We start from the raw sequence: 20,858 nt of genomic DNA on the forward strand, positions 1-20,858 counted from the left end.
CCGACTTTGTAGAGCGGGCGCGCGTCACCAATGCACGCTCTGACTCGGGACGATGTAGGATGTCGTCGTCGGGGGCAGGGTGGTGCTGTCGGCGAGATAGCGCCAGGCGCCGACGATGGCGATCAGCAGCGCGATGATGCAGAGCAGGTCGACCTGTCGGCCGTCGTGACTGACGTGATGGTCGTGCGTAGGATCGGAGCCGATGCCGGTGCGGGATCGGCGCGATCTCGGATTGATCGTCCAGCGCATCGTTGGTCCTCCCAAAAAGGAGTTTCAACATCAATGCAAGCCAGCGCGGCGACGTTCCTTTGAATCCCGCCGCCGCATCGTATGAGACTAATCCTACTTGGAAGCTTTGCCAGTCCGATTTGCTTCAAATCAAACGGGCGGCGCAACTAAGCTCTGCTGCGCTGCATTAGGTCGGCCCGTTCACGCCGCGCCAGCGGGCATAGCGCCAGGGCAGATACCAGCTGGCGCCGGCAGGGATATCAGCCGGGACATTGTCGATGCCCGACGTGCCGAACGGCTGGCAGCGCAGCAGCCGTGCAAGCGTCATCCACCCGCCGGCCCAGAGCCCGTAACGCGCGATGGCCTCGTCGGCATACACCGAGCAGGTCGGCATGTGCCGGCAATTGTAGCCGACCAGCGGCGACAATGTGTGGCGATACAGCCAGATCAGCGCACGCGCGCCGCGGCGCGGCATTTGAGACAGCGTACCTGACGGAGTGTGCGAAGAATGGCAGTTAGGATCACTGCATGAGTGCTTCATAGGCGCGCTGCCGTACTGATGTGCGCAGGGTGAGCGGTTCCTCGGCAGGAACCAGATGCTCGCGTGCTCGTGTGATGATGTGATGCAACAATGGCCGGTTTTCAGCAGCGCTGCGGTGCGGCGCACCTGGACGGTCAGGAATTGCCCGGATACGATTCCAGACAACGATGTGACAGAGTCATAACGGATTTGAGGCCGATTTGTCAGGTCTGACGGCGAGGACGACGGGGAACTGCATACCGAACTTGATGGGGGGAACGGAGTGCGCGTGAGATTGCTGCGGTCGCGTGGATTGCGCTGGATGCTTCTCGGTGTTGCGGCGCTGGGTGCGGTGCTCGGTGGCACGGTGTCCCTCTTGTCTAATTCCGCGCGGGCTGGCGGCGCGCTGGAGGAGCGCAAGCTGCCGATGCGGTTCAGCTGGGTGGCCTGCGAGCCGAACTGCAGCTGGGTCAGCGCGGTCGGCATCGTCACCGGCGACAGTCCCCGGGACTTCGAGGAGTTCGCCCGGGACCGCGATCTGACCGGCACCACGGTCGTGCTCGACTCCAGCGGCGGCTCGGTCAACGACGCCATCACGCTGGGCCGCCGCTTCCGCGCCCTGAAGATGCGCACCACCGTAGGCATGACGCAGCGTCCGAGCCGCGCGAACGAGCGCCCGCGGATCGTGCCCGAGGCCTATTGCGAGTCAATGTGCGTGTTCCTGCTGCTCGCCGGCACCACGCGCTATGTTCCCGACGCCGCGCACGTCCGCGTTCACCAGATCTGGATGGGGGACCGCGCCGACGATGCCAAGGCGGCGAGCTACTCGGCGCAGGACCTCATGATCGTCGAGCGCGACATCGGCCGGCTCGCCAAGTACACCTTTGACATGGGCGGCGCCGGCGATCTGCTGCTGCTCGCTCTCAACGTCCCCCCGTGGGAGGACCTGCACGAGCTGTCGCGCACCGAGCTGCGTTTGACCAACGTGATGACAACCGAGCTGCTCGCCGACGTGATGCCGCCGAAGGGGACCGTGCCGGTCGCCGAACTGGCGCCGCGCGGTCAGGACAAGGCGCGCGACAAGCAGCAGGACCGCTTCCCGGTCGCGCTCGACAAGCCGCTCTCGCGGACGGCTGAGGCGCTCCCGCCGGCCACGGTCGCGGCGACGCCGCAGCAATAATCGCAGACGCCCCGGGCTGATGTCCGGGGCCCGGCGGCGGGGTTGCGGTCCTGTAGTCGACCGGCTTTTCGGCTCCGCTCTGTTTCAGCCCTGTGCGGCGGCTGGCTCGCCTGCCGCCTTCGCCTCGATCTGGCCGATCGCATCCACCACGGCGTCGAAGGTCAGCATCGTCGAGGCATGGCGGGCCTTGTAATCCCGGACCGGCTCGAGCAGCGCGACATCGGCCCATTTGCCCTCAGGAGGGGCGCCGTTCTCCTTTAGCATTCGGCGGACGGTGTCCCGCAGCTCACGCAGCTCGCTGGCGCTGGAGCCGACGACGTGGCGAGCCATGATCGAGGAGGAGGCTTGGCCCAGCGCGCAGGCCTTCACGTCATGAGCGAAATCGGTCACGACCGGCCCGTTCATCTTGAGGTCGACCTTGACCGTGGATCCGCACAGCTTGGAATGGGCTGTGGCGGTCGCATCGGGGTGCTCCAGCCGTCCGAGACGCGGAATGTTGCCGGCGAGCTCGATGATGCGCTTGTTGTAGATGTCGTTCAGCATGTGCCTGACGTCCAAAGATCCCGCCCGAATTACCGGCGGGTCGGCCTTGGCGGCCGGGTTTCATCGCCCTATATTGCGACTATATGGAAACGATTGGCAGGAATTCCAGCCAGATCCACAGGCGCCCGGTGCCAGAAGCGCTCAGCCTGCGGGTCACACCTCTGCAGGTGACGCCGTCCAAGGTGACGCTCTGCCGGTGACACTCCGGTCGGTCCGCCGATCGGTCGAACGGAGACGAGATGGACACTTTGATCAAGACGCTGCGCGCGAACAAGCCCGAGGGCAAGCCGTCCGAGACTAGACCGTCCGAAACCAAGCTGGCCGCCGAGCGCCCGGCCGAGCTCGATCCGTCCGAGTTTCTGGCGGCCGCCGTGCGCCCCGACCGTCCGAGGCCGTCGCGCGCCGAAGCCGAGGCCGCGGTCTACACGCTGCTCAATTACATCGGTGAGGATCCGACCCGCGAGGGCCTGATCGATACGCCGCGCCGGGTGGTCGAGGCCTATGACGAGCTGTTCCAGGGCTATCACCAGTGCCCGGCCGAGGTGCTCGACCGCACCTTCGGCGAGACGGCCGGCTATGACGATTTCGTGCTGATTCGCGATATCGAGTTCACGTCGCAATGCGAGCATCACATGATGCCCTTCTACGGCCGCGCGCATATCGCCTACACGCCGGTCGAGCGCGTCGTGGGCCTGTCCAAGCTCGCCCGTCTGACCGACATCTTCGCCCGCCGCCTGCAGACGCAGGAGCATCTCACTGCGCAGATCGCAGCCGCCATCGACGAGGTGCTGAAGCCGCGCGGGGTCGCCGTGATGATCGAGGCCGAGCACACCTGCATGTCAGTGCGCGGCGTCGCCAAGCATGGCGCCGTCACCTTCACGAGTCGCTTCACCGGCATGTTCCGCGACAACCCGGCGGAGCAGTCGCGCTTCCTCTCCATGGTGCGCTCGCCGCAGCGTTGAGCGTTCGGCCCGAGCAAATCGAGCAGAGAATCACGTGTCGTCATCCTCAGCTGAGCGCGAGGAGGGCTTGGCCTTCCTGCCCAAATTCGACGCCGCAGGTCTCGTCACCTGCGTGACCACGGACGCCGTCAGCGGCGACGTGCTGATGGTCGCGCACATGAACGACGAGGCGCTGCGCAAAACGATCGCCACCGGCGAGGCTTGGTATTTCAGCCGCTCGCGCAACGCGCTGTGGCGGAAGGGTGAGAGCTCGGGCCAGACCCAGCGCGTGGTCGAAATGCGCACCGATTGCGACCAGGACGCGGTCTGGCTGCGCGTCGAGCAGCGCGGGGCGGCCTGCCACACCGGCCGTCATTCCTGCTTCTATCGCAAGGTCGAGACGGCGGACGAGGGCGGGGCGCGGCTCGTCTTCGTCGATGCGGACCGGCTGTTCGATCCGGCTGCGGTCTATCGCAAATAGGTGGCTCAGAGAGCCACGCGCGAGCCGGTCGGTCAGAGGCTGCATCCGGAGATCTCCGGACTCGGTCATTGGCCTTGCCAGCCTCGCGAATTAACCGGCCATTAACCATAAAAGCCGCATTTTGCCTGACGTTTCCGGCGCGTTTGTCTGCCAGCGAATCTGCAAACAGCGGGTCATCCCATGTCGGTCGACGCATCCAATTCCTCTCCTGCGGGACTGCTCGACAACGTCCGGGCCAAGGTCGCTGGCGCCATCAAGCAGGCGGCCGATAGCGTCGGCACGAGCTTCGAATATCTGCTGTCGACGGCCAAGATGGAGTCGGACTTCAACCCGACCGCCGGGGCCTCGACCTCGTCGGCCCGCGGGCTCTATCAGTTCATCGACCAGACCTGGCTCGGCACGGTAAAGCAGGCGGGTGCCGATCTCGGCTACGGCCAATATGCCGACGCCATTACCCGGACGTCGTCGGGCGACTACACCGTCAGCGATCCCGCCATGCGGCAGGCGATCATGAAACTCCGCGACGACCCCAAGGCCTCGTCCGCCATGGCGGCCGCGCTGACCCAATCCAACAGCTTCCAGCTCACCGGCATGATCGGCCGCCGGCCGACCGATGCCGAGCTCTATATGGCGCATTTCATGGGCGCGGGCGGTGCGGCCAAGCTGATCACCAGCGCGCAGGACACGCCGAACGCTTCCGCCGCCAGAAACTTTCCGAGCGCCGCTGCCGCCAATCGCTCCATCTTCTACGATCGCGACGGCGAGGCCCGCAGCGTCTCCCAGGTCTATTCGGTGCTGAACTCGCGCTATGCCAGCGCCGCTAACTCCTCGGCCACGCGCGGCGCATTGGCGCTCTATGGCGGATCGACCAACGTTGCGGCCAACGCCGCTGGCGGCGGCGCACTGCCGACCACGGACACCGCGACCTTCCTCTCGATGTTCCCGGATGCGCGGGGCTCACAAGCCGCGCCCGCGGCGACGGCCGACGCATCGGCCGGCCGGCCGGCCGATCCGATGTTCCGCTCGCTGTTCCAGGTCGACGGTCAGTCGGGCTCGACGGTGTCGCCAACGGTCCGCGAATTGTGGGGCCGCCCCTCGGTGGCGAGCGCGAGCGAGGCCGGCGGCAACAACACGGGCAACGGCAATCCTCAGCGGCGGCTCGACCTGTTCAGCGACCCCAATGGGACGTTCTCGGGCTGAGACGGTCCGCCGCGGCGGTCCAGACGCGCGGCTTGATTATTGATTTCACAGTAATTTTCCGGTGACCCGGCTTCGGTTGAAGCGGTCGGGCGCGGCTGCGTGCCATGCGTAGAAGTACGGAAAAATCCGGCCCCAAGAGGTACCGCAGTAATCGAATTCGCCATGGCTTAACAAAACATCAACAAAACCAGCCACTTATGGTGAACGCTTTGTTAAGCGTCGTGGTTTATTTTCGGTGCTGTTGAGGCCCTCGTGGCCTTGTTTGCAAAGTTGCGTAAGCCGGAAAGACCATGATCGTTCGGCAGTTTCTCAGTTGGGTCAGAACCGCGCCCGCCGGTGAGCGGGCAGAGGCCACCAGGGCTCTCGCGCGGGCATGGTTGTTGTCGGATCTCTGCGACGAGGATCGCAGCGCCGCGGAGGGCGCGCTCCTCATGCAGCTGGATGATCCGTCGCCCTTGGTGCGGCAGGCGATGGCGGAGGTGTTCGCGCGCAGCGAGGATGCCCCGGCCGCCATCGTCCAGGCGCTCGCCACCGACCAGCCGTCGGTCGCCGCCATCATCCTCGAACATTCGCCGCTCCTGATCGATGCCGATCTCGTCGACATCGTCGCGACCGGCAACTCCGAGACGCAATGCGCGATCGCGCGGCGCATCGGCGTTCCGGCGCCGGTCTGTGCCGCCATTGCCGAGGTCGGTAGCGCGGCGGCCGCGCTCGAGCTGATCGAGAACGCCTATGCCGAGCTCGCGCCGTTCTCCTGGGACCGCATCGTCGAGCGTCACGGCCATCTCGCTGCGATCCGCGAAGCGATGCTGGTGCTGGATGATCTGCCGGCGGCGACGCGGGCGGCGCTGGTCGACAAGCTCTCCGAGACGCTGGCGCAGTTCGTGGTCGCCCGCAACTGGCTCAGCGCCGACCGCGCCGATCGCATCACCAGCGAAGCGCGCGACCGCTCGACCATCAGCATTGCGGCACGCTCGCGCGGCGAGGAGCTGCGCGGTCTGGTGCAGCACCTGCGCGTGACGTCGCAATTGACGGCGGGCCTGATCCTGCGCGCGCTGCTGTCTGGCAATGTCGAACTGTTCGAGATCGCGCTGTCGGAGCTGTCCGAGATGCCGCGGGCGCGGGTGTCCGCTTTGCTCAACGACCGCGGCCGCGCCAGCCTGCAGGGCCTGCTGCGCAAGGCCGGCATTCCCGACACCACGTTCGATGCCTTTGCGATCGCGCTCGAGGTCTGCCGCGAGAACGGCTTCGCCGACACGCTCAGCGGCGCGGCGATCCTGCGTCGCAAGATGGTCGAACGCGTGCTGACGCATTGCGCCACCGACCGCGATGCCGCCGAGCCGCTCTTGATCCTGCTGCGCCGGTTCGCCACCGAATCGGCTCGCGACGAGGCCCGGGAGTTCTGCGACGAGGTGATGGCCGAGGATTTCGTCGCTGGTCTGGAGTTCGGGCTGATTGCGGCGTAGTCCGCGCTCTCTCCTCCCGTCATTCCGGGCTCGCGCTGCGCGCGCCCCGGAATGACGAGGAGAGACGGTGCCCGAAGTGTTCGACCGAAGTCCGCGGCAAGTGGGTTCGGCGTGACCCTACGCGATCACACTAAGGCTGATCGCTCGGCACCAGGCTCGGCGCCAGGATCGCTTCGAGATGCTCAGGGCGGTTGCGGTTGACCTGGATCAGGTAATCATCCGCGACGCGGCGCAGGCGGCGGCTCAGCTCGGCGGCGACGGTCGGGCTGTGATACTTGGTATGATCGTGCACGATCGCCTGGATGGCGTTGACGTGGTGCTCGAACAATTCGGCGGGGACCTTGTCCAGATCGGGGGCGTGCTCGATGATCCGGCACAGGCTGTCGGCGACCTCGGCGGCGGCGGGATAGCCGAAGGTCGCGGCATCACCCTTGATGTCGTGGGCGGCGCGAAACATCTCCTCGCAGGCGTCGTCGTCGAAGTTTGTCCTGAGCACGTTGGCGTAGCCCTTCGAGAGCCGGTCCGCCTCGGTGTCCATCCACGACTTGAACTCGCCGGAGAGTCCCGCGAGCGCGGCCTCGGCGCGCGCGATCGGATCGTCGAGATCCTTCTCGTCGGCGCGGCGGAGCACCTTCTTCAGCGGATTGGGCTGGGTGATCACGTGGTGCGAGGCGTAGCTCTTGACCTGAATCGCCGGAGCCTTGTCTTTCGCCATCTCGATATCCTCAGGTGATGCCGACCAACGCGATCTGACCAACGATTGATAGCCGACGAACCGGCTGTGCCGTGCAGCGATTCCCGGACGGCGTTAACAGAGACTCACTGCCGCGCCCTCAAACTGCGGAGCGCGCTTTATCCAGAAGTGACGGCTGCTGGAAGATTTCGGCCTCGCCGCCGACCCGGCGTTCGGGTCCGATATAGGCGGTGTTGGTGTTGCGGCGCCGGTCCGGACCGAAATAGGTCTTGGTCTTGATGAAGGGCCGGGGATTGGCGACGACATTGAGGATGCGCTGGTAGAGGCCCTTCGCCGAGATCGGCTTGGCGAGAAACTCGGTCACGCCAGCATCGCGCGCCACCGTCACGCGGCGCTTCTCCGAATGGCCCGTCAGCATGATGATCGGCGCGTAGGGATTGCCCTTGGCTTCGGGCTGGCGAATCATCTGCGCAAGCTCGAGCCCGTCGAAGATCGGCATCGCCCAGTCGGTGATGACGATGTCGGGGGAGAAATGGGTGTACATTTCGAGCGCGGTCGCGCCGTCCTCGGCCTCGTTGACCTCGCGCGCCCCGAACGAATGCAACAGAGTCCGCAGGATGCGCCGCATGTGCGGGTTGTCGTCGCAGACGAGGAAACGGAGCTTGTTGAAGTCGATGCGGTACATCTGGCCGGCCTGAAGGCATCACCAATGAAGGTGGTCAACGCGCATTAACCATACGGAGCACCGGGTTAACAAAGCGTTGCAGAAAGGGGCGTTTCGCGCGTGTTGGCGGACGACGCGCACCTCTCGGTTCCAAGCGTCTCTCTTACCGTCATTGCGAGCGTAGCGAAGCAATCCAGAGCCGCGGGCTGGACCCTGGATTGCTTCGCTGCGCTCGCAATGACGAGTGGAGGGAGTCGGGCCAACCCGCTGGCGGATGCCGCGTCAGTAGCCGAACTGCTCGGAGAGGATCCGCTCTTCCAGGCTGTGGCCGGCGTCGAACAGCATGCGCATCGAGATCGTCTTGTCGGAGAGCACCTCGACGCGCTGGACGTTGCGGACCTCGTCGTGGTCGGCGACCGCTGCGACCGGGCGCTTGTCGCCCTCGAGCACCTCGATGATGACATAGGCGGTGTTCGGGAGCAGCGCGCCGCGCCAGCGCCGCGGGCGGAACGCGCTGATCGGCGTCAGGGCCAAGAGCGCGGCGTTGATCGGCAGGATCGGGCCCTGCACCGACAAATTATACGCGGTCGATCCCGCCGGCGTTGCCACCAGCACGCCGTCGGCGATCAGCTCCGGCATGCGCTCGCGCTCGTCGATCAGGATGCGCAGCCGCGCGGTCTGCGCGGTCTGGCGGAACAGGTAGACCTCGTTGATCGCATGATGGATGTGGATGACGCCATGGGCATCGGTCGCCCGCATCAACAGCGGATGGATCACCGATTCCTGCGCCGCCTCCAATCGCCCGTGCAGGTCGATCGTCGAGAACTCGTTCATCAGGAAGCCGACCGTGCCGCGATGCATGCCGTAGATCGGCTTGCCCGAGCGCATGTGGTCGTGCAGCGTCTGCAGCATCAGCCCGTCGCCGCCGAGCGCGACGACGACGTCGGCCAGATCCGGATCGGAATTGCCATAGAGCGCCGAGAGCTGCGTCAATGCGGCCTGTGCCTCCGCACTCGGACTCGCGACGAAGGCGATCCGCTCGTATCGCTTGGGCGTGGTCATCACTCGCAGGGCTCGCTGGGTCGACCGGGTTGAAGGCGCCGTGTCGTCTAGCCGACCTTGGCCGTGCTTGTCCATCGCTGGTGGTATGCCGCGGGAACGGGGCCGGGATGAGGGCTGATTTCGCCGGGAAATGGGCCGAGAATGCAGGGTTCGTGGCAGATGATGTCTCTCTCGCACCTTCGTAATCCGGATGAGCGAAGCGACATCCGGGTTCTCATGATGGCCTGAGATGACTCCGGATGTCGCTATCGCTGATGCGGGCTACGGACCGTCATTGTCGCGTCATTTTTCCTGAAGGCCACGGACGGGATCCCAGGTCGATGCGCCTTCATCCCGCGCGGCGGTGACGCGCGCGGCGAACAGGGCGCGGGGCGGGTCGCTTGCGGCCGCCGAGGCAAAACAGGCCGCGGCCTGCGCCAGCTCGCCGGCGCGCCAATGCGCCAAGCCGGCGGCGTAGGCGTCCAGCAGGGCGTCGTCCTCGGGCTCGGTCTCCACCGCTTCGCCGTAGAGCTCGTAGATCTTGAGCGACTGCTCGCGCCCCTTGACGCGGATGGTGTCGAGCTCGCGCCAGGCGAAGTCGTCGCCGGCGAGCGTCACCGTGCTTTCGGAGGCGATGATCGTCGTGCCGTAGAACTTGTTGGCGCCTTCGAGCCGCGAGGCGACGTTCACCGCGTCGCTCATCACCGAATAGTTGAAGCGGCGCTGCGAGCCGAAATTGCCGACCAGCGCGGCGCCGCTGTTGATGCCGATGCGTTGCGCCACCTTGATGCCCTGGAAGGCGGTCGAGGTGCGGTTGAGCTCGGCGAGCTTCGCCTTGCAGTCGAGCGCCGCATGCGCGGCGCTCTTGGCATGATCGGGATCGTCGAGCGGCGCGCCGAACACCGCAACCACGGAGTCGCCGATATATTTGTCGACATAGCCGTCGTGGCTTTCGATGACGTCGGTCATCGCGGAGAGATACTCGTTGGTCAGCGCCATCAGCTGTTCCGGCGTCATCTGCTCGGCGATGCGCGAGAAGCCTTCGATGTCGGAGAAGAACACGGTGACCTCGCGCGTCTCGCCGCCGAGCTGCGGCAGCCGGCGCGACGCCAGCATCCGGTCGATCTCGCGCGGCGCGAGATAATAGGCGAAGCTCTTCTGCAGCAGCCGGCGGTCCTTGTCGGTGACCATGAAGCGATAGCCGGTGGTCGCGGCCAGCGCGAGCACGCCCGCGGCAAGAGGCTCGGTCAGGGGCAGCGCCTGGGCTTGGTTGAAGAGAACAGTGGCCAGCGCGGTGTAGAGCAGGGCGAGCGCCGCCAGGATCGCGGCTGCCGAGGCGGGCCGCAGCAACCGCGCGAGCAGCGCGGCCAGCAGTGCGATTGCGGCGGCGATGACGAAGGTTGCCGGCCGGTTCAATTCGCGCGCGGCCTCCTGCCGCAGCAGATTGTTGACGGCCGTCGCATGGATGTAGACGCCCGCGATGGTGCTGCGTGCGAAGCTCTCGGTGATCTTGCGCGCCTCCAGCGCGCAGCGCGGCCGCCGCGCGCCCTCGGCGCGGGTGGCAAAGCGCTTCGAGGTCAGCCGCCGGTCCTCGATTCCGACGGTGCCGATCAGCACGACCTTGCCGGCGAACTCGCGGCGGAAATAGTCCTTGTCGCCCTTGACTGCGCAGGCGCGCAGGTCGGCGAAGGAGTAGGTCGGGATGTCCTGGGCACCGCCCGCGAAGTTCAGGGTCATGGTGCCTGGTACGCTGCTCGGCACTTTGTAGTCGCCGAGCGTGACGCCATCGGCCGTGATGACGGGCGCGCTGCCGCTAGCGCGCGACGCAAGTTCCAGCGCCATGCTCGGGACCGACTTGCCGTCCGCGCTCAAGGTCAGCGGATGACGGCGGACGACATCATCGCTGTCGGTGTAGGTGTTGAGCGGCCGCAGGTTCTGCTGCTGGCGCACCGCGATGCGCTGTCCGGGCGCGGGCAGGATCGGCGGCTCGCCGAAGATCTCGCCCAGCACGACCTTGCCGCCGGTGGCGCCTGCGGCCAGCGCGCGCAGGAAATCGCGATCGAAGCCGCGCGTCCTGTCACCGAGCGTGGCGTCGCCCAGCGGAATTTCCGACTGCTCGATCGAGGTCTGGAACACCATGTCGAAGCCGACCACCTTGGCGCCCCCGTCGAGCACCGACGTCAGCACCCGGCCGATCTCGCCGGTCCAGGTCAGCAGCGGTGCGCCCTTGAACGGGGGTGCCTGATAGCTCTCCTCGTCGATCGCGATGACGACGGCCGGACTGGTCGCGGCGTCGTGCGGGTTGCCGAACGCCTCGAAGCGCAGCCAGGTCAGCGCATCCAGCGACAGGCCGCGGCCGCGCTCGAAGGCGGGCGAGACGAACAGTCCCGCGCACGCCAGCGCAATTGCCATGACGGCTAGCGCGTCGCGCGTCCGGCGTCCGATCGTCACGACAACCGCTTTCGTTCTTAGTTGAGCCGGATCAAGCGCCCGATGGCGGGGCCGGGGCCCGCCTTGGCCTGTGCGTCGACCTTGAACACGAGCCGGGAGGCACCGAAGCTCGCGACATAGATCCCGCCCGGCGTCAGCGGATGACTGGTGCCGGCAAAATCGTAGAAGCGGCCCTTGTACTGCCGTCCCGTCAGCTCGATCTCCTGCCGCTCGCCGGGCTGGTCCAGCCTTTCCACGATCAGCTTGCCGCGTCCCCTGGCTTCGACGATCGGCGAGGCGCCGTAGATCACGGCCTCCGCCACCGGCGCACTGTCCGGGCCGAGACCGCGCACGATGGTCGCCGCCACCTCGCTGGTCTCGCGGGAGGTCGCCTGCGCATGGCTGGCGTCGCAATTGACGATGTCGCTCTTGAGCGTGGCGCCGGTGGCCGTGCTCTCGGCAGGGCCGACCGTGACGCTGCCGGCGCCGCTGACCGTCTCGCGACGGCAGGATTTGAGATAGCTCATGACGACAGCGCCGTCGGGGCCGAGCTTGATCACCTGGCCCGGCGCGACATAGTCCATCAATTCGGCGCCGGTGACCTCGCCCTGGATGTCCTCGACCAGGGCTGCCGGCGGTCCGGCCCAGGCGGGAGCCGCGAGCCCGGTCAGGGCTACGACGATGAACGTCGGCAACTTCATGATGAACTCCGTGATCGCAACCGGCGGCGCGCCTGTTATCCCCGTGAGTGTGACGTCGGACGGGAACGAGAGGTTCGAGCGCATAGCATACCTGCCGGGACCAGGCACTTGCCCCGGTGTGATCCAGATCACGGAAGAGTTGCTTGAGGTTGGTCCTTAGCCGGGCTTCATGCGTTGCAGGACCTGTCGCAGTGTGGCGCGGTGTTCAGGGAGAGTGAGTTGATGGCAGGTTTGACGTCGTCCGTCATGCGGCCGGGCTTGTTGGCCGTGGCGCTGAGCGTGCTGATCGCCGGCCCCGTGGTGCGCGCCCAGGACGCCCCGCCGGCGGCGCAGGAGAATGCCGCACCTGGCGGGCCTCGCACCGGCTCGGCCGCCACGCGCGCGGCCAGCCCGCCCGGCTCGTCGTCGGCAGCCGAGCAGCACAAGTTGCCGGCCGATTCCACCACCACGCAGACGCTCGAACTGCCCGGGCGGACGCTGACGTTCACGGCGACCGCCGGCTCGATTCGCCTGTTCGACGACAAGGGCGAGCCGCAGGCCGATCTCGCCTATACGTCTTACCAGCTCAACGGCACCGAGCGTGGCAGCCGCCCGGTGACCTTCTTCTTCAATGGCGGTCCCGGTGCGTCCTCGGCCTATCTGCAGCTCGGCAATGCCGGGCCGTGGCGGATCGGCATCGATGCGGCGAGCGTGACGCCATCGTCGAAGCCGGAGCTGATGCCCAACGCCGACACCTGGCTCGACTTCACCGATCTCGTCTTCGTCGATCCCGTCGGCACCGGCTACAGCCGCTTTGTCGCGACCGGAGACGAGGTCCGCAAGCGCTTCTTCTCGGTCGACGGCGACGTCCGCTCGCTGGCCCTGGTGGTGCGACGCTGGCTCGAGAAGCACGACAGGCTGGCGTCGCCGAAATTCATCGCGGCGGAAAGCTATGGCGGCATTCGCGGGCCGAAGATCGTGCGCAACCTGCAGCAGGACCAGGGCGTCGGCGTCAACGGCCTGATCCTGCTGTCGCCGTTGATGGACTTCCGCGAGTATTCCGGCTCCAGCCTGCTGCAATATGTCGCGAGCCTGCCGAGCTACGCCGCGGTCGCCAAGCAGATGAAGGGGCCGGTGACGCGGGCCGATCTCGCCGATGTCGAGCGCTACGCCAGCGGCGACTTCCTGCTCGACCTCGTGAAGGGCGAGGCGGATAGCGAGGCGACCAATCGCCTCGCCGACAGAGTCGCGGCCTTGACCGGGATCGACCAGACCGTCAGCCGCAGGCTCGCGGGCCGCTTCGACGTCTCCGAGTTTCGCCGCGAGTTCGATCGCAAGAACGGCCGCGTCACCGGCCGCTACGATGGCTCGGTGCTCGGCATCGATCCGTTTCCGGACTCCAGCCGTTCGCGCAGCTCCGATCCCTCAGGCGACGTGCTGACCGCGCCACTGACCGGGGCGGCGGTCGAGCTGACGACGCGCAAGCTCAACTGGCACCCGGACGGCTCCTATGAGCTCTTGAGCGGCGCGGTGAACCAATCCTGGGATTTCGGCCGCGGCATCAGCCCGCCGGAATCGACCGGCGACATCCGCCAGATCCTCGCGCTCGATCCGAAGCTCAAGCTGCTGGTGGGCCACGGCCTGTTCGATCTCGCCACGCCGTATTACGGCTCGAAGATCGTGCTCGACCAGCTGCCGGCCTTCGCCCAGCCGCCGCGGGTCAAGCTCGTGGTCTATCCGGGCGGCCACATGTTCTATTCGCGCGACGATGCGCGGAAGGACTTCCGCGGCGAGGCCGAGGCGCTGATGAAGTAGGGCGGAGCGTGCGTTGTTAAAAACAGCGTTCTCCGCCGTCATTGCGAGCGCAGCGAAGCAATCCAGGGTGGTGGGCGGGACTCTGGATTGCTTCGCTGCGCTCGCAATGACGCGGAGCAAGAGGCCGCCGTTCGTCGTTGGTAGGCCGGATGAGCGAAGCGACATCCGGGGTCACACGTGCTGGGCTACGAATCCTTCTTTCGCCGGCCCTTCGGGTATTTCCGCTCCATCTCCGCCCTGACCACGCGCTCCGGTCGAACGCGCGCGCCGGCGAGCCAGATCTCGCTGACGCCGGATTTGGTGCGGACGCGCCGGACCGGCTCGCCATGGCTCGCGTAGCCGGCGGCCTGCACGATGCGGCCGGTATCGCGTCCGCTCACCTCGATGCGGGCGGCGTCGATGAACGGATTGAGGAATGCCGGATTGGCGACCATGACCTGCTCGCTGAACGGCACCAGATCGACCGCGCCCCACAGCGTCCACCAGCGTCCGGTCCAGTCACGCGTCTTGCGCGATGGCGCGCCATGGCTGGCGAAGGCCTGCAGGATGAACTTGACGCCATTGACCCAGCCGGGCGCCCAGCCGTCGACGGCGTTGGTGAGCACAGTGATCGCGATCTCGCGCGCGGGAATGACCGAGGTTCGCGAGATGTAGCCCTGGAAGCCGCCGCCATGGCCGAACCAGTCGAAGCCCGCGGTGGTGCCGCTCATCAAGGCAAGACCGTAATACGCCTCCTCGATGTCCTGCGGCACGCGCCATTGCCGCCGGATCATCTCGCGGCGGCTCGCGGCCGACAGCACGCTCTTCTTCGCGTTGGGCGCGAGCTGGGCGAAGAAGCGGGCGGTGTCCGCGGCGGTTGCGGCGATTCCCGCGGCCGCCATGATGGCGTGAGTCGGATTGTCGCCGGGAATTACGACGCGGCGTCCGACCGGCACGGGGCGCGAATGGCCGCGCGCGAATGGTGCTCCCTTGGCAAGCAGCGTCATGTCCGGCGCGCTCTCGCGCAGGCCGGCCGGGGTCATGATCTCGCGCTGCAGCCAGACGGGGTAGGGCTCGCCGGTGATCGCTTCGATCGCCAAGCCGAGCAGGCCGTAGCCGTGGTTTGAATATTTGAAGCGGCTGTTCGGCTCGATCACCGGCGCCAGCCTGAGCTCGGCGAGCAGCTCGTCCTTGTCGAGATAGGAGCGACCGTCGGTGAATTGGCTGGAATCCTTGCCGTCGCGGATCAGACCCGCCGTGTGCGACAGCAGCTGGCTCAACGTAGCGGTCGCGACGTCGGCATGCAGATCCCTGACGTACTGGCCGACCGCGTCGTCGAGCTTCAGCCGCTTCTGCTCGCGCAGCCGCATGATGCCGGCGGCGGTGAACGCCTTGGTATGCGAGGCGATGCGGAAGCGATGCCGCGGCGTCAGCTTCTCGCCGCTGTCGAGATTGGCCACGCCATAGGCCGCTTCGAGGACGATCTCGCCACGATGGGTGATCGCGACGATGCAGCCGGGCTGTCCGGACACCTCGACCTGAAACGCCAGCCAATCCTCGATGTAACTGATCGCTGCGCCAAGCCAGGGCTCCACGACGACGCCTCCATCCCATGGCGCGAACCGTCGTGCGCCGATGCATCATCATGACCGGAGCACCGGCAGGGGACAAGGAGGGGCTGGCGCGGATGCAGCGATATCCGGGGTCTCTCGCGCGCTCTCGGTGAACCCGGGGGGCGCTGCGCTCACCCGGGCTACGTGCCGGCATACGAAAATGGCGCAACCCTTTCGGGTTGCGCCACTGTCGAGATCGGAGCTGATCCGATCGCGTCCTCAGTAGACGAGGCCGGTGCCCGGCTGCTTCTCCAGCGCGTCGGCCAGCGAGCGATATTCGGCGCTGTTGGTGCCGGCGAGCTGCGCCACCTTGTCGAGGTGGTACTTGGCCTGCTCGCGGTTGCCCTGTTCGAGCTGCCACAGACCATAATACTGCCAGGTCCGCACGTGGTTCGGATCATCCGCCAGGGCCTGCTCGTAGTACTGCTTGGAGGCCTGGTAGTTGCCGAGCTTGCGGTAGGAGTAGCCGATCAGATTGGCGACGTCGGCAACGTCCTCGCGGTTCAGCGCCTTGAGCTGCTGGATCGCGGTGGCGTAGTCGCCGCGATCGTAGATCGAGGTGTAGGCGGTGCGGTAGGCCGCCAGGAACTTCGGATCTTCAATGCTCGAGCTCTTGTCCTTCTTCTTCTTGTCCGGCGGCGGCGAAGACGGGGTCTCGCTGCCCGCGGCATAAGCCTTCGACAGAAGCAGCGGCCCGGAGGCCACGGCCATCGCGCACAATGCCAGCGTGGCAATCCTGATCGCAGACTTTTTCATTCGTATCTCCCGAGTTGTCGATCCAACAGGTGACTGCATGCGGAGAAGAACTTCCGCAGCTGCGAAATATTCCCGGTCCTTTGCGCGGATTTTGCGCCGCGATCGGTGCATTATACTGGCCGGATGATGACAGGCCAGTCATCTCGATGACTATCCCTTCATGTCCATGAACTGAAAAACCCGCTTTACTTCAGGGGCGGTTCAGTGCGGGTTCCTTATGGTCTCCTCCATGATCACGAGCCCATCCACCACTGGATGGTGTCTTCAGATCGTCAACATCACGGAGACGACCATGCTGAAGTCCATGTCCGTTGCGCTGCTCGCCGCCTCGATCCTCGCTGCGCCCGCGTTCGCCGCTGGTCCTGCAAAAACCGATACGTCCGCGAAATCGACGCAGATCACCGGCAGCACGACCGGCACAGCGAAGACCGACGCCAGCAAGACCGATGCAGGCAAGACCGACGCCGCGAAGACGGGCGGCGCGCAGGTCGGCGACAAGACCAATGAGATGAAGCCGACCGTCGGCAAGTCGAAGACCAAGCCGCATGCTTCGCTCCATCGCCACACGCACCGCCATACCGCGCAGCTGCGCCATCACGACAAGGTGAAGGTTCAGCACGCTTCGGTGAGCAGCCACAAGAAGGTGAGCTTCAAGCGCGTGACGCCGGCGATCCGCCGCAGCTGACCGCCTGATCCGGTCCGAACCACCTCTTACTTGCCGCCGGTACGTCCGAGACATACCGGCGGCTATCGTCTGACAGCCGTGTGAGCGCGACGGCTTTCCCGGACGATCGGCTTTGGGCTAGAAGCTCTCGACGGAGAAGTCTTTCAGAGTTGGGCGCAGTGGGGATGGGGAGATCGAGCTGGTGGCCGGTGGTGACGCTGGCGCTGATGCTGACGGGCTGCGCCAGCGGCGGACCCGCCGCGTTCGTCAGCGAGGACAATCGCGCCATCTCCTACACAGGTGATCGGGGCGTGGCGAACCAGCCGTTCCCGGCGAACTACCGCAGCGAGATCCTGGCCTATCTCAAGACCTACCTGAACAATCCGGTCGGTGTGCGCGACGGCGTCATGGCCGATCCGGTGGAGCGGACTGTCGGCGGCCGGCTGCGCTATGTCGCCTGCCTGCGCTTCGCGGCCCGCGAGTCCGATGGCAGCTATCGTCCCGCGAAAGAGCGCGCGGCCGTTTATGTCGATGGCCGGTTCGACCGGCTGATCGAGGACGCCGGAGAGCTCTGCGCGGCTTCGACCTACGCGCCATTCCCGGAGCTTGCCAGCCTGACGCGGTGACCCCCGGTAGCTCGGATGAGCGCAGCGATATCCGGGTTCGTCACCGACCCTGGGAGTTGAACCCGGATGTCGCTGCGCTCATGCGGGCGACGACTCACCCGCCGTGCTTATTCCGCAGCCCTGCCACGACGTCGCAGCCGCTTGCGGAGCCTGCCGTCCGATCACAAGTCGGAGAAGTCGAAACGCTTTGCCGCCGTACTGCGACCAAATGTCGGGCGCGGCGTGCAGCTTCACGAAAGGTTCGGGAAGTCTATGGAACAAAAGGCCTTTGTTGCTCGCTGGTGACACGGCTCGGACAATCACAGCTGCGTCACCGCCGCCGGGCAACCCAAATGCGGCCACGATGTTCGATAGATGTCGCAAACGAAGAACAGGGACGTCACATGAAACGCGTTTTCCTCGGTGCAGTGGCTTTGACCGCTCTGGCTGTCCCGGCGTTTGCCGCCGACATGCCTGCACGCACGTACACCAAGGCGCCCCCGATGACGCCGCCCCAGGCGATCTATGATTGGACCGGCTTCTATATCGGCGGCCACCTGGGCGGTGCTTTTGCCGGCGGCAACAGCCTCGAGGGCAATAACGGCCGCTTCCTCGGCGGTGTGCAGGGCGGCTTCGACTACCAGTTCGCGCCGAACTGGGTGCTGGGCATCGAGGCCCAGTATAGCTGGATGGACCGCAACACGACGAATTACGGCTTCCCCGGCGCGACCGTGGTCACCTCGACGGGCGCCAACCAGCTTGGTTCGGTTACCGGCCGTCTCGGCTACACCTGGGGCCCGGCTATGCTCTATGCCAAGGGCGGTTACGCGTGGCGGGACGGAAACGGCCTCGGCGTGAACGTCGCCGGCGTGCCGGCTGGCTTCACCACCAGCGGCAACACCAAGGACGGCTACACGGTGGGCGCCGGCCTCGAATACATGTTCGCCCCGAACTGGTCGGCCAAAGCCGAGTATCAGTATTATAATTTCGGCAACACCACTTTCACGGGTGGTCCGGCTCCGGTCGTGGGCAGCCGATTCAACAACGACGACCATACGGTGAAGGTCGGCGTGAACTATCGGTTCGGCTGGGGTGGCCCGGTCGCCAGCAAGTACTAGGCATCCCACCGGCCGGCTGGAGCCGGCGTCCACAGGATGACATCGTGTCACACGCCCGCGCCTCGGTGCGGGCGTCTTGCTGTGTCGAGCCTGTGGCCGGCGATGGTTTCTGGCGTCTCACGCAGTGCAAAAAAATTTTTCAAACCTTCGTGAAACTTTAGCCATCAGTTGTTATTATGAGTCCGCCGGTTTGATGGATCATCCCACATGCGTATCTTGTTGTCCGTGCTGTTGCTCTCGGCGGCTGCCTTGCCGTGTTCTGCCCAAACCGTCCTGAAGTCCGAACCGTTGATGCTGGCTCCCTACGAGGTCGCGCTGGTGCAAACCGCGTCGTGCCCCTCTGGGAAGGTGCTGAAGGTGACTGGCGCGATCCGCGGCGTCAGCCGCAAGCGCGCCTGTGTCGCTCTGCCGGCCGAAACCGCCTCGCTGGCGACGGCAACGCCGTAAGTTCGGCCTTCAAGGCAACGCTGCAGCGGGCAGCTTCGGCTGCCCGCTGATCGCGGCGTCGTCCTCGCAAATCTCGTTGCGATCATTTGAAGACTTTGGCGGCTCGGGGGTGACACCACGCCGCCGTGGAGCCGTATCGATCCAAGCCCTTTGATCGTCGCGCCCACCCTGCACCCCTTCCGGAGGGTGCTGCTTCGCGCTTGGGTCAGGACGCGAACGGGATGTTGAACTCCTGCTCGGCCTCGACGCGGTTCTGCCACGGATCTTCCTCCGGCTCCGCCGCGCAAGGCCGGATCTCGTAATCGTTGTCGAGCTGCAGATATCCCGCCGAGCGGCGTGCATTCATCATCACGTCCACCACCAGGCCGCTCTGTCGCGCCAGCCGCCACACGTCAGCCTCGGTCGGATAGGCCTTGCTCAACTTGGCCTCGTTGCAAAACAGGGCGTAGGGCATTCCAAGCAGCTCCAGAGAAGCGAAGGATGAACCGAGGATGAATAGGGGTTGTAGCGAGACCCTGGCGTGTTCGCGGCCGCAAAGCGGCCTTTTCGGTTCGCGCGAGTCGTAAACGAGTCCTAAATTTTTGGAAAAAGAATCCGTGGGACTCCGGAGGTAGAATCGCCAGATGGTTAAGTCATGGGAACCGATCTCCACATTTTTTGCGGGCGGATCCAGCTGACACTCACCTGTGGGTTGCTGCTCGCCTTCGTTGCCAATGTGGCGCTGTTGTGCGCCTGGCTGTGAGCGGGCATATCCTTTGATGGCTTCGGATTGTGGGGCAGGGGCGGGCTCAGTCCTCGGGGAGCACCGTGCCCTGCGCCGAGGCCTTCAGCCGGGCCAGCGTCGCGCTGAAATACTCCTGCCGCTCACGGTTGAAGCGCTCTTGATGCGCGCGGAAGCGCGCAACCCGGGCCCGGATTTCCGCCTGCATGTCGCGCTGCAGGTCGAGTTGCGAGGCGATGCTGGTGAAGCGCTTGGGCAGGGCCGGGCCCGCTTGGGCCGCGGGCGTCTCCAAGGCGAAGGGCTGCGCTGCAAGCGTCGCATCAGCGGGTGCCGCCCGCTCCGCAGCTTGCCCGTTCTCGCGGCTCGCCGGGTTGGACTGGATCGGGGCGGTTGCGGGCAGGCCGGTCGGTGCCCCCCGCAGCGTGGTGGCGTGCGGCGGCGCGGCGGCACTCCCGGCTGGAACGGCAGGGGGTTCGAAGTGAGAGAGATCGGCCGGCTTGCCGGTGACCGATTGCACGAAGGCCATGGTCTGCGCGATCAGCGCATCACGCTCTTCCTTCCACGTCATGACCATCGCCCCCCAAGCGTCACAATTGCAACAAATGCCCACTCTGAAATCAAGCTGGAACACCAGTGGCTTCTGGGGATAAGCGCGAGTTCTGGTTGAGATGTGGCAACATTATTGCCACAGTCTGAACCCGTTTCGTCCCCGCCCCGCGGAAGCCGAAGGCGATAAGCAACTGCGGCGTGGATGGTTCCTATTGCACGCAACAATGCGAGCAGCGGCTCAACTCAAAGCTGGTCGCGCAGTTTGGATGGGCTCCAGGAAGCCTCTCTGGGCCCGTCTGCCCTCATTCGGCAAGGTTCGAAGACGCAGGCCGGTCGCGATAGCTGATCTCAAGCCAGGGAAGGTCGTATTCAGATCGCCTTGGGCATCACGAAGCCCGCCTGCGGCTGATCAAGGCCAAGGCGAATGAGCGCGCTGCCGTGTCTCAGTCCAGCGATCATGATGGCTGGTGCCGGCTGAGGGGATTGAACCCCCGACCTTCGGTTTACAAAACCGCTGCTCTAC

General features: G+C 65.7%; 22 protein-coding genes. 10 read left to right on the forward strand and 12 right to left on the reverse strand.

Annotated elements, in window-relative coordinates; all coding sequences use genetic code 11:
• Positions 1–24: 24 nt before the first annotated feature.
• Complete coding sequence (locus BRAO375_RS30135) at positions 25–249, reverse strand: hypothetical protein (RefSeq protein WP_009031209.1); 225 nt, start codon at positions 247–249, stop codon at positions 25–27.
• A gap of 166 nt (positions 250–415) precedes the next feature.
• Positions 416–769, reverse strand: coding sequence for a membrane protein insertion efficiency factor YidD (gene yidD, locus BRAO375_RS30140; protein ID WP_052536163.1), 354 nt, complete (start codon positions 767–769; stop codon positions 416–418).
• Between the two features lie 262 nt (positions 770–1,031).
• Here yidD and BRAO375_RS30145 point away from each other — a divergent pair, with 262 nt between their 5' ends.
• Complete coding sequence (locus BRAO375_RS30145) at positions 1,032–1,928, forward strand: COG3904 family protein (protein WP_009031212.1); 897 nt, start codon at positions 1,032–1,034, stop codon at positions 1,926–1,928.
• A gap of 84 nt (positions 1,929–2,012) precedes the next feature.
• Here the strand turns inward: BRAO375_RS30145 and BRAO375_RS30150 are convergent, their stop codons facing one another.
• Entirely contained in the window at positions 2,013–2,471 is a 459-nt protein-coding gene (locus BRAO375_RS30150) for an iron-sulfur cluster assembly scaffold protein (protein WP_009031213.1), read from the reverse strand.
• Positions 2,472–2,710: 239 nt separating this feature from the next.
• Between BRAO375_RS30150 and folE the strand changes: the two genes are divergently transcribed.
• The 4 genes from folE to BRAO375_RS30170 all read left to right on the forward strand — a co-directional run bounded on the left by folE (position 2,711) and on the right by BRAO375_RS30170 (position 6,559).
• Positions 2,711–3,433 (forward strand): GTP cyclohydrolase I FolE, encoded by a 723-nt coding sequence (folE, locus tag BRAO375_RS30155; RefSeq protein WP_009031214.1) that lies wholly within the window; start codon positions 2,711–2,713, stop codon positions 3,431–3,433.
• Positions 3,434–3,467: 34 nt separating this feature from the next.
• Positions 3,468–3,893 carry a phosphoribosyl-AMP cyclohydrolase gene (gene hisI / locus BRAO375_RS30160; RefSeq protein ID WP_035643098.1) on the forward strand — a complete coding sequence of 142 codons (426 nt, stop codon included), beginning with the start codon at positions 3,468–3,470 and terminating at the stop codon, positions 3,891–3,893.
• 180 nt (positions 3,894–4,073) lie between these two features.
• Positions 4,074–5,093, forward strand: coding sequence for a transglycosylase SLT domain-containing protein (locus BRAO375_RS30165; RefSeq protein WP_009031216.1), 1,020 nt, complete (start codon positions 4,074–4,076; stop codon positions 5,091–5,093).
• A gap of 290 nt (positions 5,094–5,383) precedes the next feature.
• Positions 5,384–6,559, forward strand: coding sequence for a DUF2336 domain-containing protein (locus BRAO375_RS30170; protein WP_009031217.1), 1,176 nt, complete (start codon positions 5,384–5,386; stop codon positions 6,557–6,559).
• A 130-nt stretch (positions 6,560–6,689) separates the two neighbouring features.
• On the opposite strand, the gene BRAO375_RS30175 is transcribed toward BRAO375_RS30170, so the two are convergent.
• The 5 genes from BRAO375_RS30175 to BRAO375_RS30195 form a co-directional block, all read right to left on the reverse strand.
• The gene (locus BRAO375_RS30175) at positions 6,690–7,274 is read right to left on the reverse strand and encodes an Hpt domain-containing protein (protein ID WP_009031218.1); all 585 of its coding nucleotides are present in this window, start codon (positions 7,272–7,274) and stop codon (positions 6,690–6,692) included.
• Between the two features lie 118 nt (positions 7,275–7,392).
• On the reverse strand, positions 7,393–7,938 hold the full coding sequence (locus BRAO375_RS30180) for a response regulator (RefSeq protein WP_006612921.1): 546 nt from the start codon (positions 7,936–7,938) through the stop codon (positions 7,393–7,395).
• Positions 7,939–8,199: 261 nt separating this feature from the next.
• Positions 8,200–8,979, reverse strand: a complete 780-nt coding sequence (locus BRAO375_RS30185) for an NAD kinase (RefSeq protein WP_009031219.1) — start codon at positions 8,977–8,979, stop codon at positions 8,200–8,202.
• 282 nt (positions 8,980–9,261) lie between these two features.
• Positions 9,262–11,370 carry an adenylate/guanylate cyclase domain-containing protein gene (locus BRAO375_RS30190; RefSeq protein ID WP_175345397.1) on the reverse strand — a complete coding sequence of 703 codons (2,109 nt, stop codon included), beginning with the start codon at positions 11,368–11,370 and terminating at the stop codon, positions 9,262–9,264.
• 56 nt (positions 11,371–11,426) lie between these two features.
• On the reverse strand, positions 11,427–12,089 hold the full coding sequence (locus tag BRAO375_RS30195) for a hypothetical protein (protein WP_009031221.1): 663 nt from the start codon (positions 12,087–12,089) through the stop codon (positions 11,427–11,429).
• A gap of 222 nt (positions 12,090–12,311) precedes the next feature.
• Between BRAO375_RS30195 and BRAO375_RS30200 the strand changes: the two genes are divergently transcribed.
• Complete coding sequence (locus BRAO375_RS30200) at positions 12,312–13,883, forward strand: S10 family peptidase (protein WP_009031222.1); 1,572 nt, start codon at positions 12,312–12,314, stop codon at positions 13,881–13,883.
• A 185-nt stretch (positions 13,884–14,068) separates the two neighbouring features.
• On the opposite strand, the gene BRAO375_RS30205 is transcribed toward BRAO375_RS30200, so the two are convergent.
• Both BRAO375_RS30205 and BRAO375_RS30210 read right to left on the reverse strand, forming a co-directional pair.
• Positions 14,069–15,457, reverse strand: coding sequence for a serine hydrolase domain-containing protein (locus BRAO375_RS30205; RefSeq protein ID WP_009031223.1), 1,389 nt, complete (start codon positions 15,455–15,457; stop codon positions 14,069–14,071).
• A 237-nt stretch (positions 15,458–15,694) separates the two neighbouring features.
• Positions 15,695–16,231, reverse strand: coding sequence for a tetratricopeptide repeat protein (locus BRAO375_RS30210; RefSeq protein ID WP_009031224.1), 537 nt, complete (start codon positions 16,229–16,231; stop codon positions 15,695–15,697).
• A 292-nt stretch (positions 16,232–16,523) separates the two neighbouring features.
• On the opposite strand from BRAO375_RS30210, the gene BRAO375_RS30215 reads away from it, so the two are divergent.
• From BRAO375_RS30215 to BRAO375_RS30230, 4 genes are all read left to right on the forward strand, one after another.
• Positions 16,524–16,916, forward strand: a complete 393-nt coding sequence (locus tag BRAO375_RS30215) for a hypothetical protein (RefSeq protein ID WP_009031225.1) — start codon at positions 16,524–16,526, stop codon at positions 16,914–16,916.
• 158 nt (positions 16,917–17,074) lie between these two features.
• Positions 17,075–17,521: a hypothetical protein gene (locus BRAO375_RS30220; protein ID WP_009031226.1), complete on the forward strand. Its 447-nt coding sequence runs from the start codon at positions 17,075–17,077 to the stop codon at positions 17,519–17,521.
• A 383-nt stretch (positions 17,522–17,904) separates the two neighbouring features.
• Complete coding sequence (locus BRAO375_RS30225) at positions 17,905–18,618, forward strand: outer membrane protein (RefSeq protein ID WP_009031227.1); 714 nt, start codon at positions 17,905–17,907, stop codon at positions 18,616–18,618.
• A gap of 207 nt (positions 18,619–18,825) precedes the next feature.
• Positions 18,826–19,065 carry a DUF6719 family protein gene (locus BRAO375_RS30230; RefSeq protein ID WP_035643104.1) on the forward strand — a complete coding sequence of 80 codons (240 nt, stop codon included), beginning with the start codon at positions 18,826–18,828 and terminating at the stop codon, positions 19,063–19,065.
• A 205-nt stretch (positions 19,066–19,270) separates the two neighbouring features.
• Here the strand turns inward: BRAO375_RS30230 and BRAO375_RS30235 are convergent, their stop codons facing one another.
• Together BRAO375_RS30235 and BRAO375_RS30240 are read right to left on the reverse strand one after the other, a co-directional pair.
• Positions 19,271–19,519 carry a hypothetical protein gene (locus tag BRAO375_RS30235; RefSeq protein WP_009031229.1) on the reverse strand — a complete coding sequence of 83 codons (249 nt, stop codon included), beginning with the start codon at positions 19,517–19,519 and terminating at the stop codon, positions 19,271–19,273.
• Between the two features lie 334 nt (positions 19,520–19,853).
• Positions 19,854–20,354: a hypothetical protein gene (locus BRAO375_RS30240; protein ID WP_009031231.1), complete on the reverse strand. Its 501-nt coding sequence runs from the start codon at positions 20,352–20,354 to the stop codon at positions 19,854–19,856.
• Between the last annotated feature and the right edge of the window lie 504 nt (positions 20,355–20,858).

Source organism: Bradyrhizobium sp. ORS 375 (genome assembly GCF_000239775.1).
Classification (GTDB): domain Bacteria; phylum Pseudomonadota; class Alphaproteobacteria; order Rhizobiales; family Xanthobacteraceae; genus Bradyrhizobium.

Coding starts and splice junctions, on each gene's coding strand:
- BRAO375_RS30135 (WP_009031209.1), bottom strand. CDS start 249: ATGCGCTGGACGATCAATCCGAGATCGCGCCGATCCCGCACCGGCATC.
- yidD (WP_052536163.1), bottom strand. CDS start 769: ATGAAGCACTCATGCAGTGATCCTAACTGCCATTCTTCGCACACTCCG.
- BRAO375_RS30150 (WP_009031213.1), bottom strand. CDS start 2,471: ATGCTGAACGACATCTACAACAAGCGCATCATCGAGCTCGCCGGCAAC.
- folE (WP_009031214.1), top strand. CDS start 2,711: ATGGACACTTTGATCAAGACGCTGCGCGCGAACAAGCCCGAGGGCAAG.
- BRAO375_RS30165 (WP_009031216.1), top strand. CDS start 4,074: ATGTCGGTCGACGCATCCAATTCCTCTCCTGCGGGACTGCTCGACAAC.
- BRAO375_RS30170 (WP_009031217.1), top strand. CDS start 5,384: ATGATCGTTCGGCAGTTTCTCAGTTGGGTCAGAACCGCGCCCGCCGGT.
- BRAO375_RS30175 (WP_009031218.1), bottom strand. CDS start 7,274: ATGGCGAAAGACAAGGCTCCGGCGATTCAGGTCAAGAGCTACGCCTCG.
- BRAO375_RS30180 (WP_006612921.1), bottom strand. CDS start 7,938: ATGTACCGCATCGACTTCAACAAGCTCCGTTTCCTCGTCTGCGACGAC.
- BRAO375_RS30185 (WP_009031219.1), bottom strand. CDS start 8,979: ATGACCACGCCCAAGCGATACGAGCGGATCGCCTTCGTCGCGAGTCCG.
- BRAO375_RS30190 (WP_175345397.1), bottom strand. CDS start 11,370: ATGGCAATTGCGCTGGCGTGCGCGGGACTGTTCGTCTCGCCCGCCTTC.
- BRAO375_RS30195 (WP_009031221.1), bottom strand. CDS start 12,089: ATGAAGTTGCCGACGTTCATCGTCGTAGCCCTGACCGGGCTCGCGGCT.
- BRAO375_RS30200 (WP_009031222.1), top strand. CDS start 12,312: ATGGCAGGTTTGACGTCGTCCGTCATGCGGCCGGGCTTGTTGGCCGTG.
- BRAO375_RS30210 (WP_009031224.1), bottom strand. CDS start 16,231: ATGAAAAAGTCTGCGATCAGGATTGCCACGCTGGCATTGTGCGCGATG.
- BRAO375_RS30215 (WP_009031225.1), top strand. CDS start 16,524: ATGCTGAAGTCCATGTCCGTTGCGCTGCTCGCCGCCTCGATCCTCGCT.
- BRAO375_RS30225 (WP_009031227.1), top strand. CDS start 17,905: ATGAAACGCGTTTTCCTCGGTGCAGTGGCTTTGACCGCTCTGGCTGTC.
- BRAO375_RS30230 (WP_035643104.1), top strand. CDS start 18,826: ATGCGTATCTTGTTGTCCGTGCTGTTGCTCTCGGCGGCTGCCTTGCCG.
- BRAO375_RS30235 (WP_009031229.1), bottom strand. CDS start 19,519: ATGCCCTACGCCCTGTTTTGCAACGAGGCCAAGTTGAGCAAGGCCTAT.
- BRAO375_RS30240 (WP_009031231.1), bottom strand. CDS start 20,354: ATGACGTGGAAGGAAGAGCGTGATGCGCTGATCGCGCAGACCATGGCC.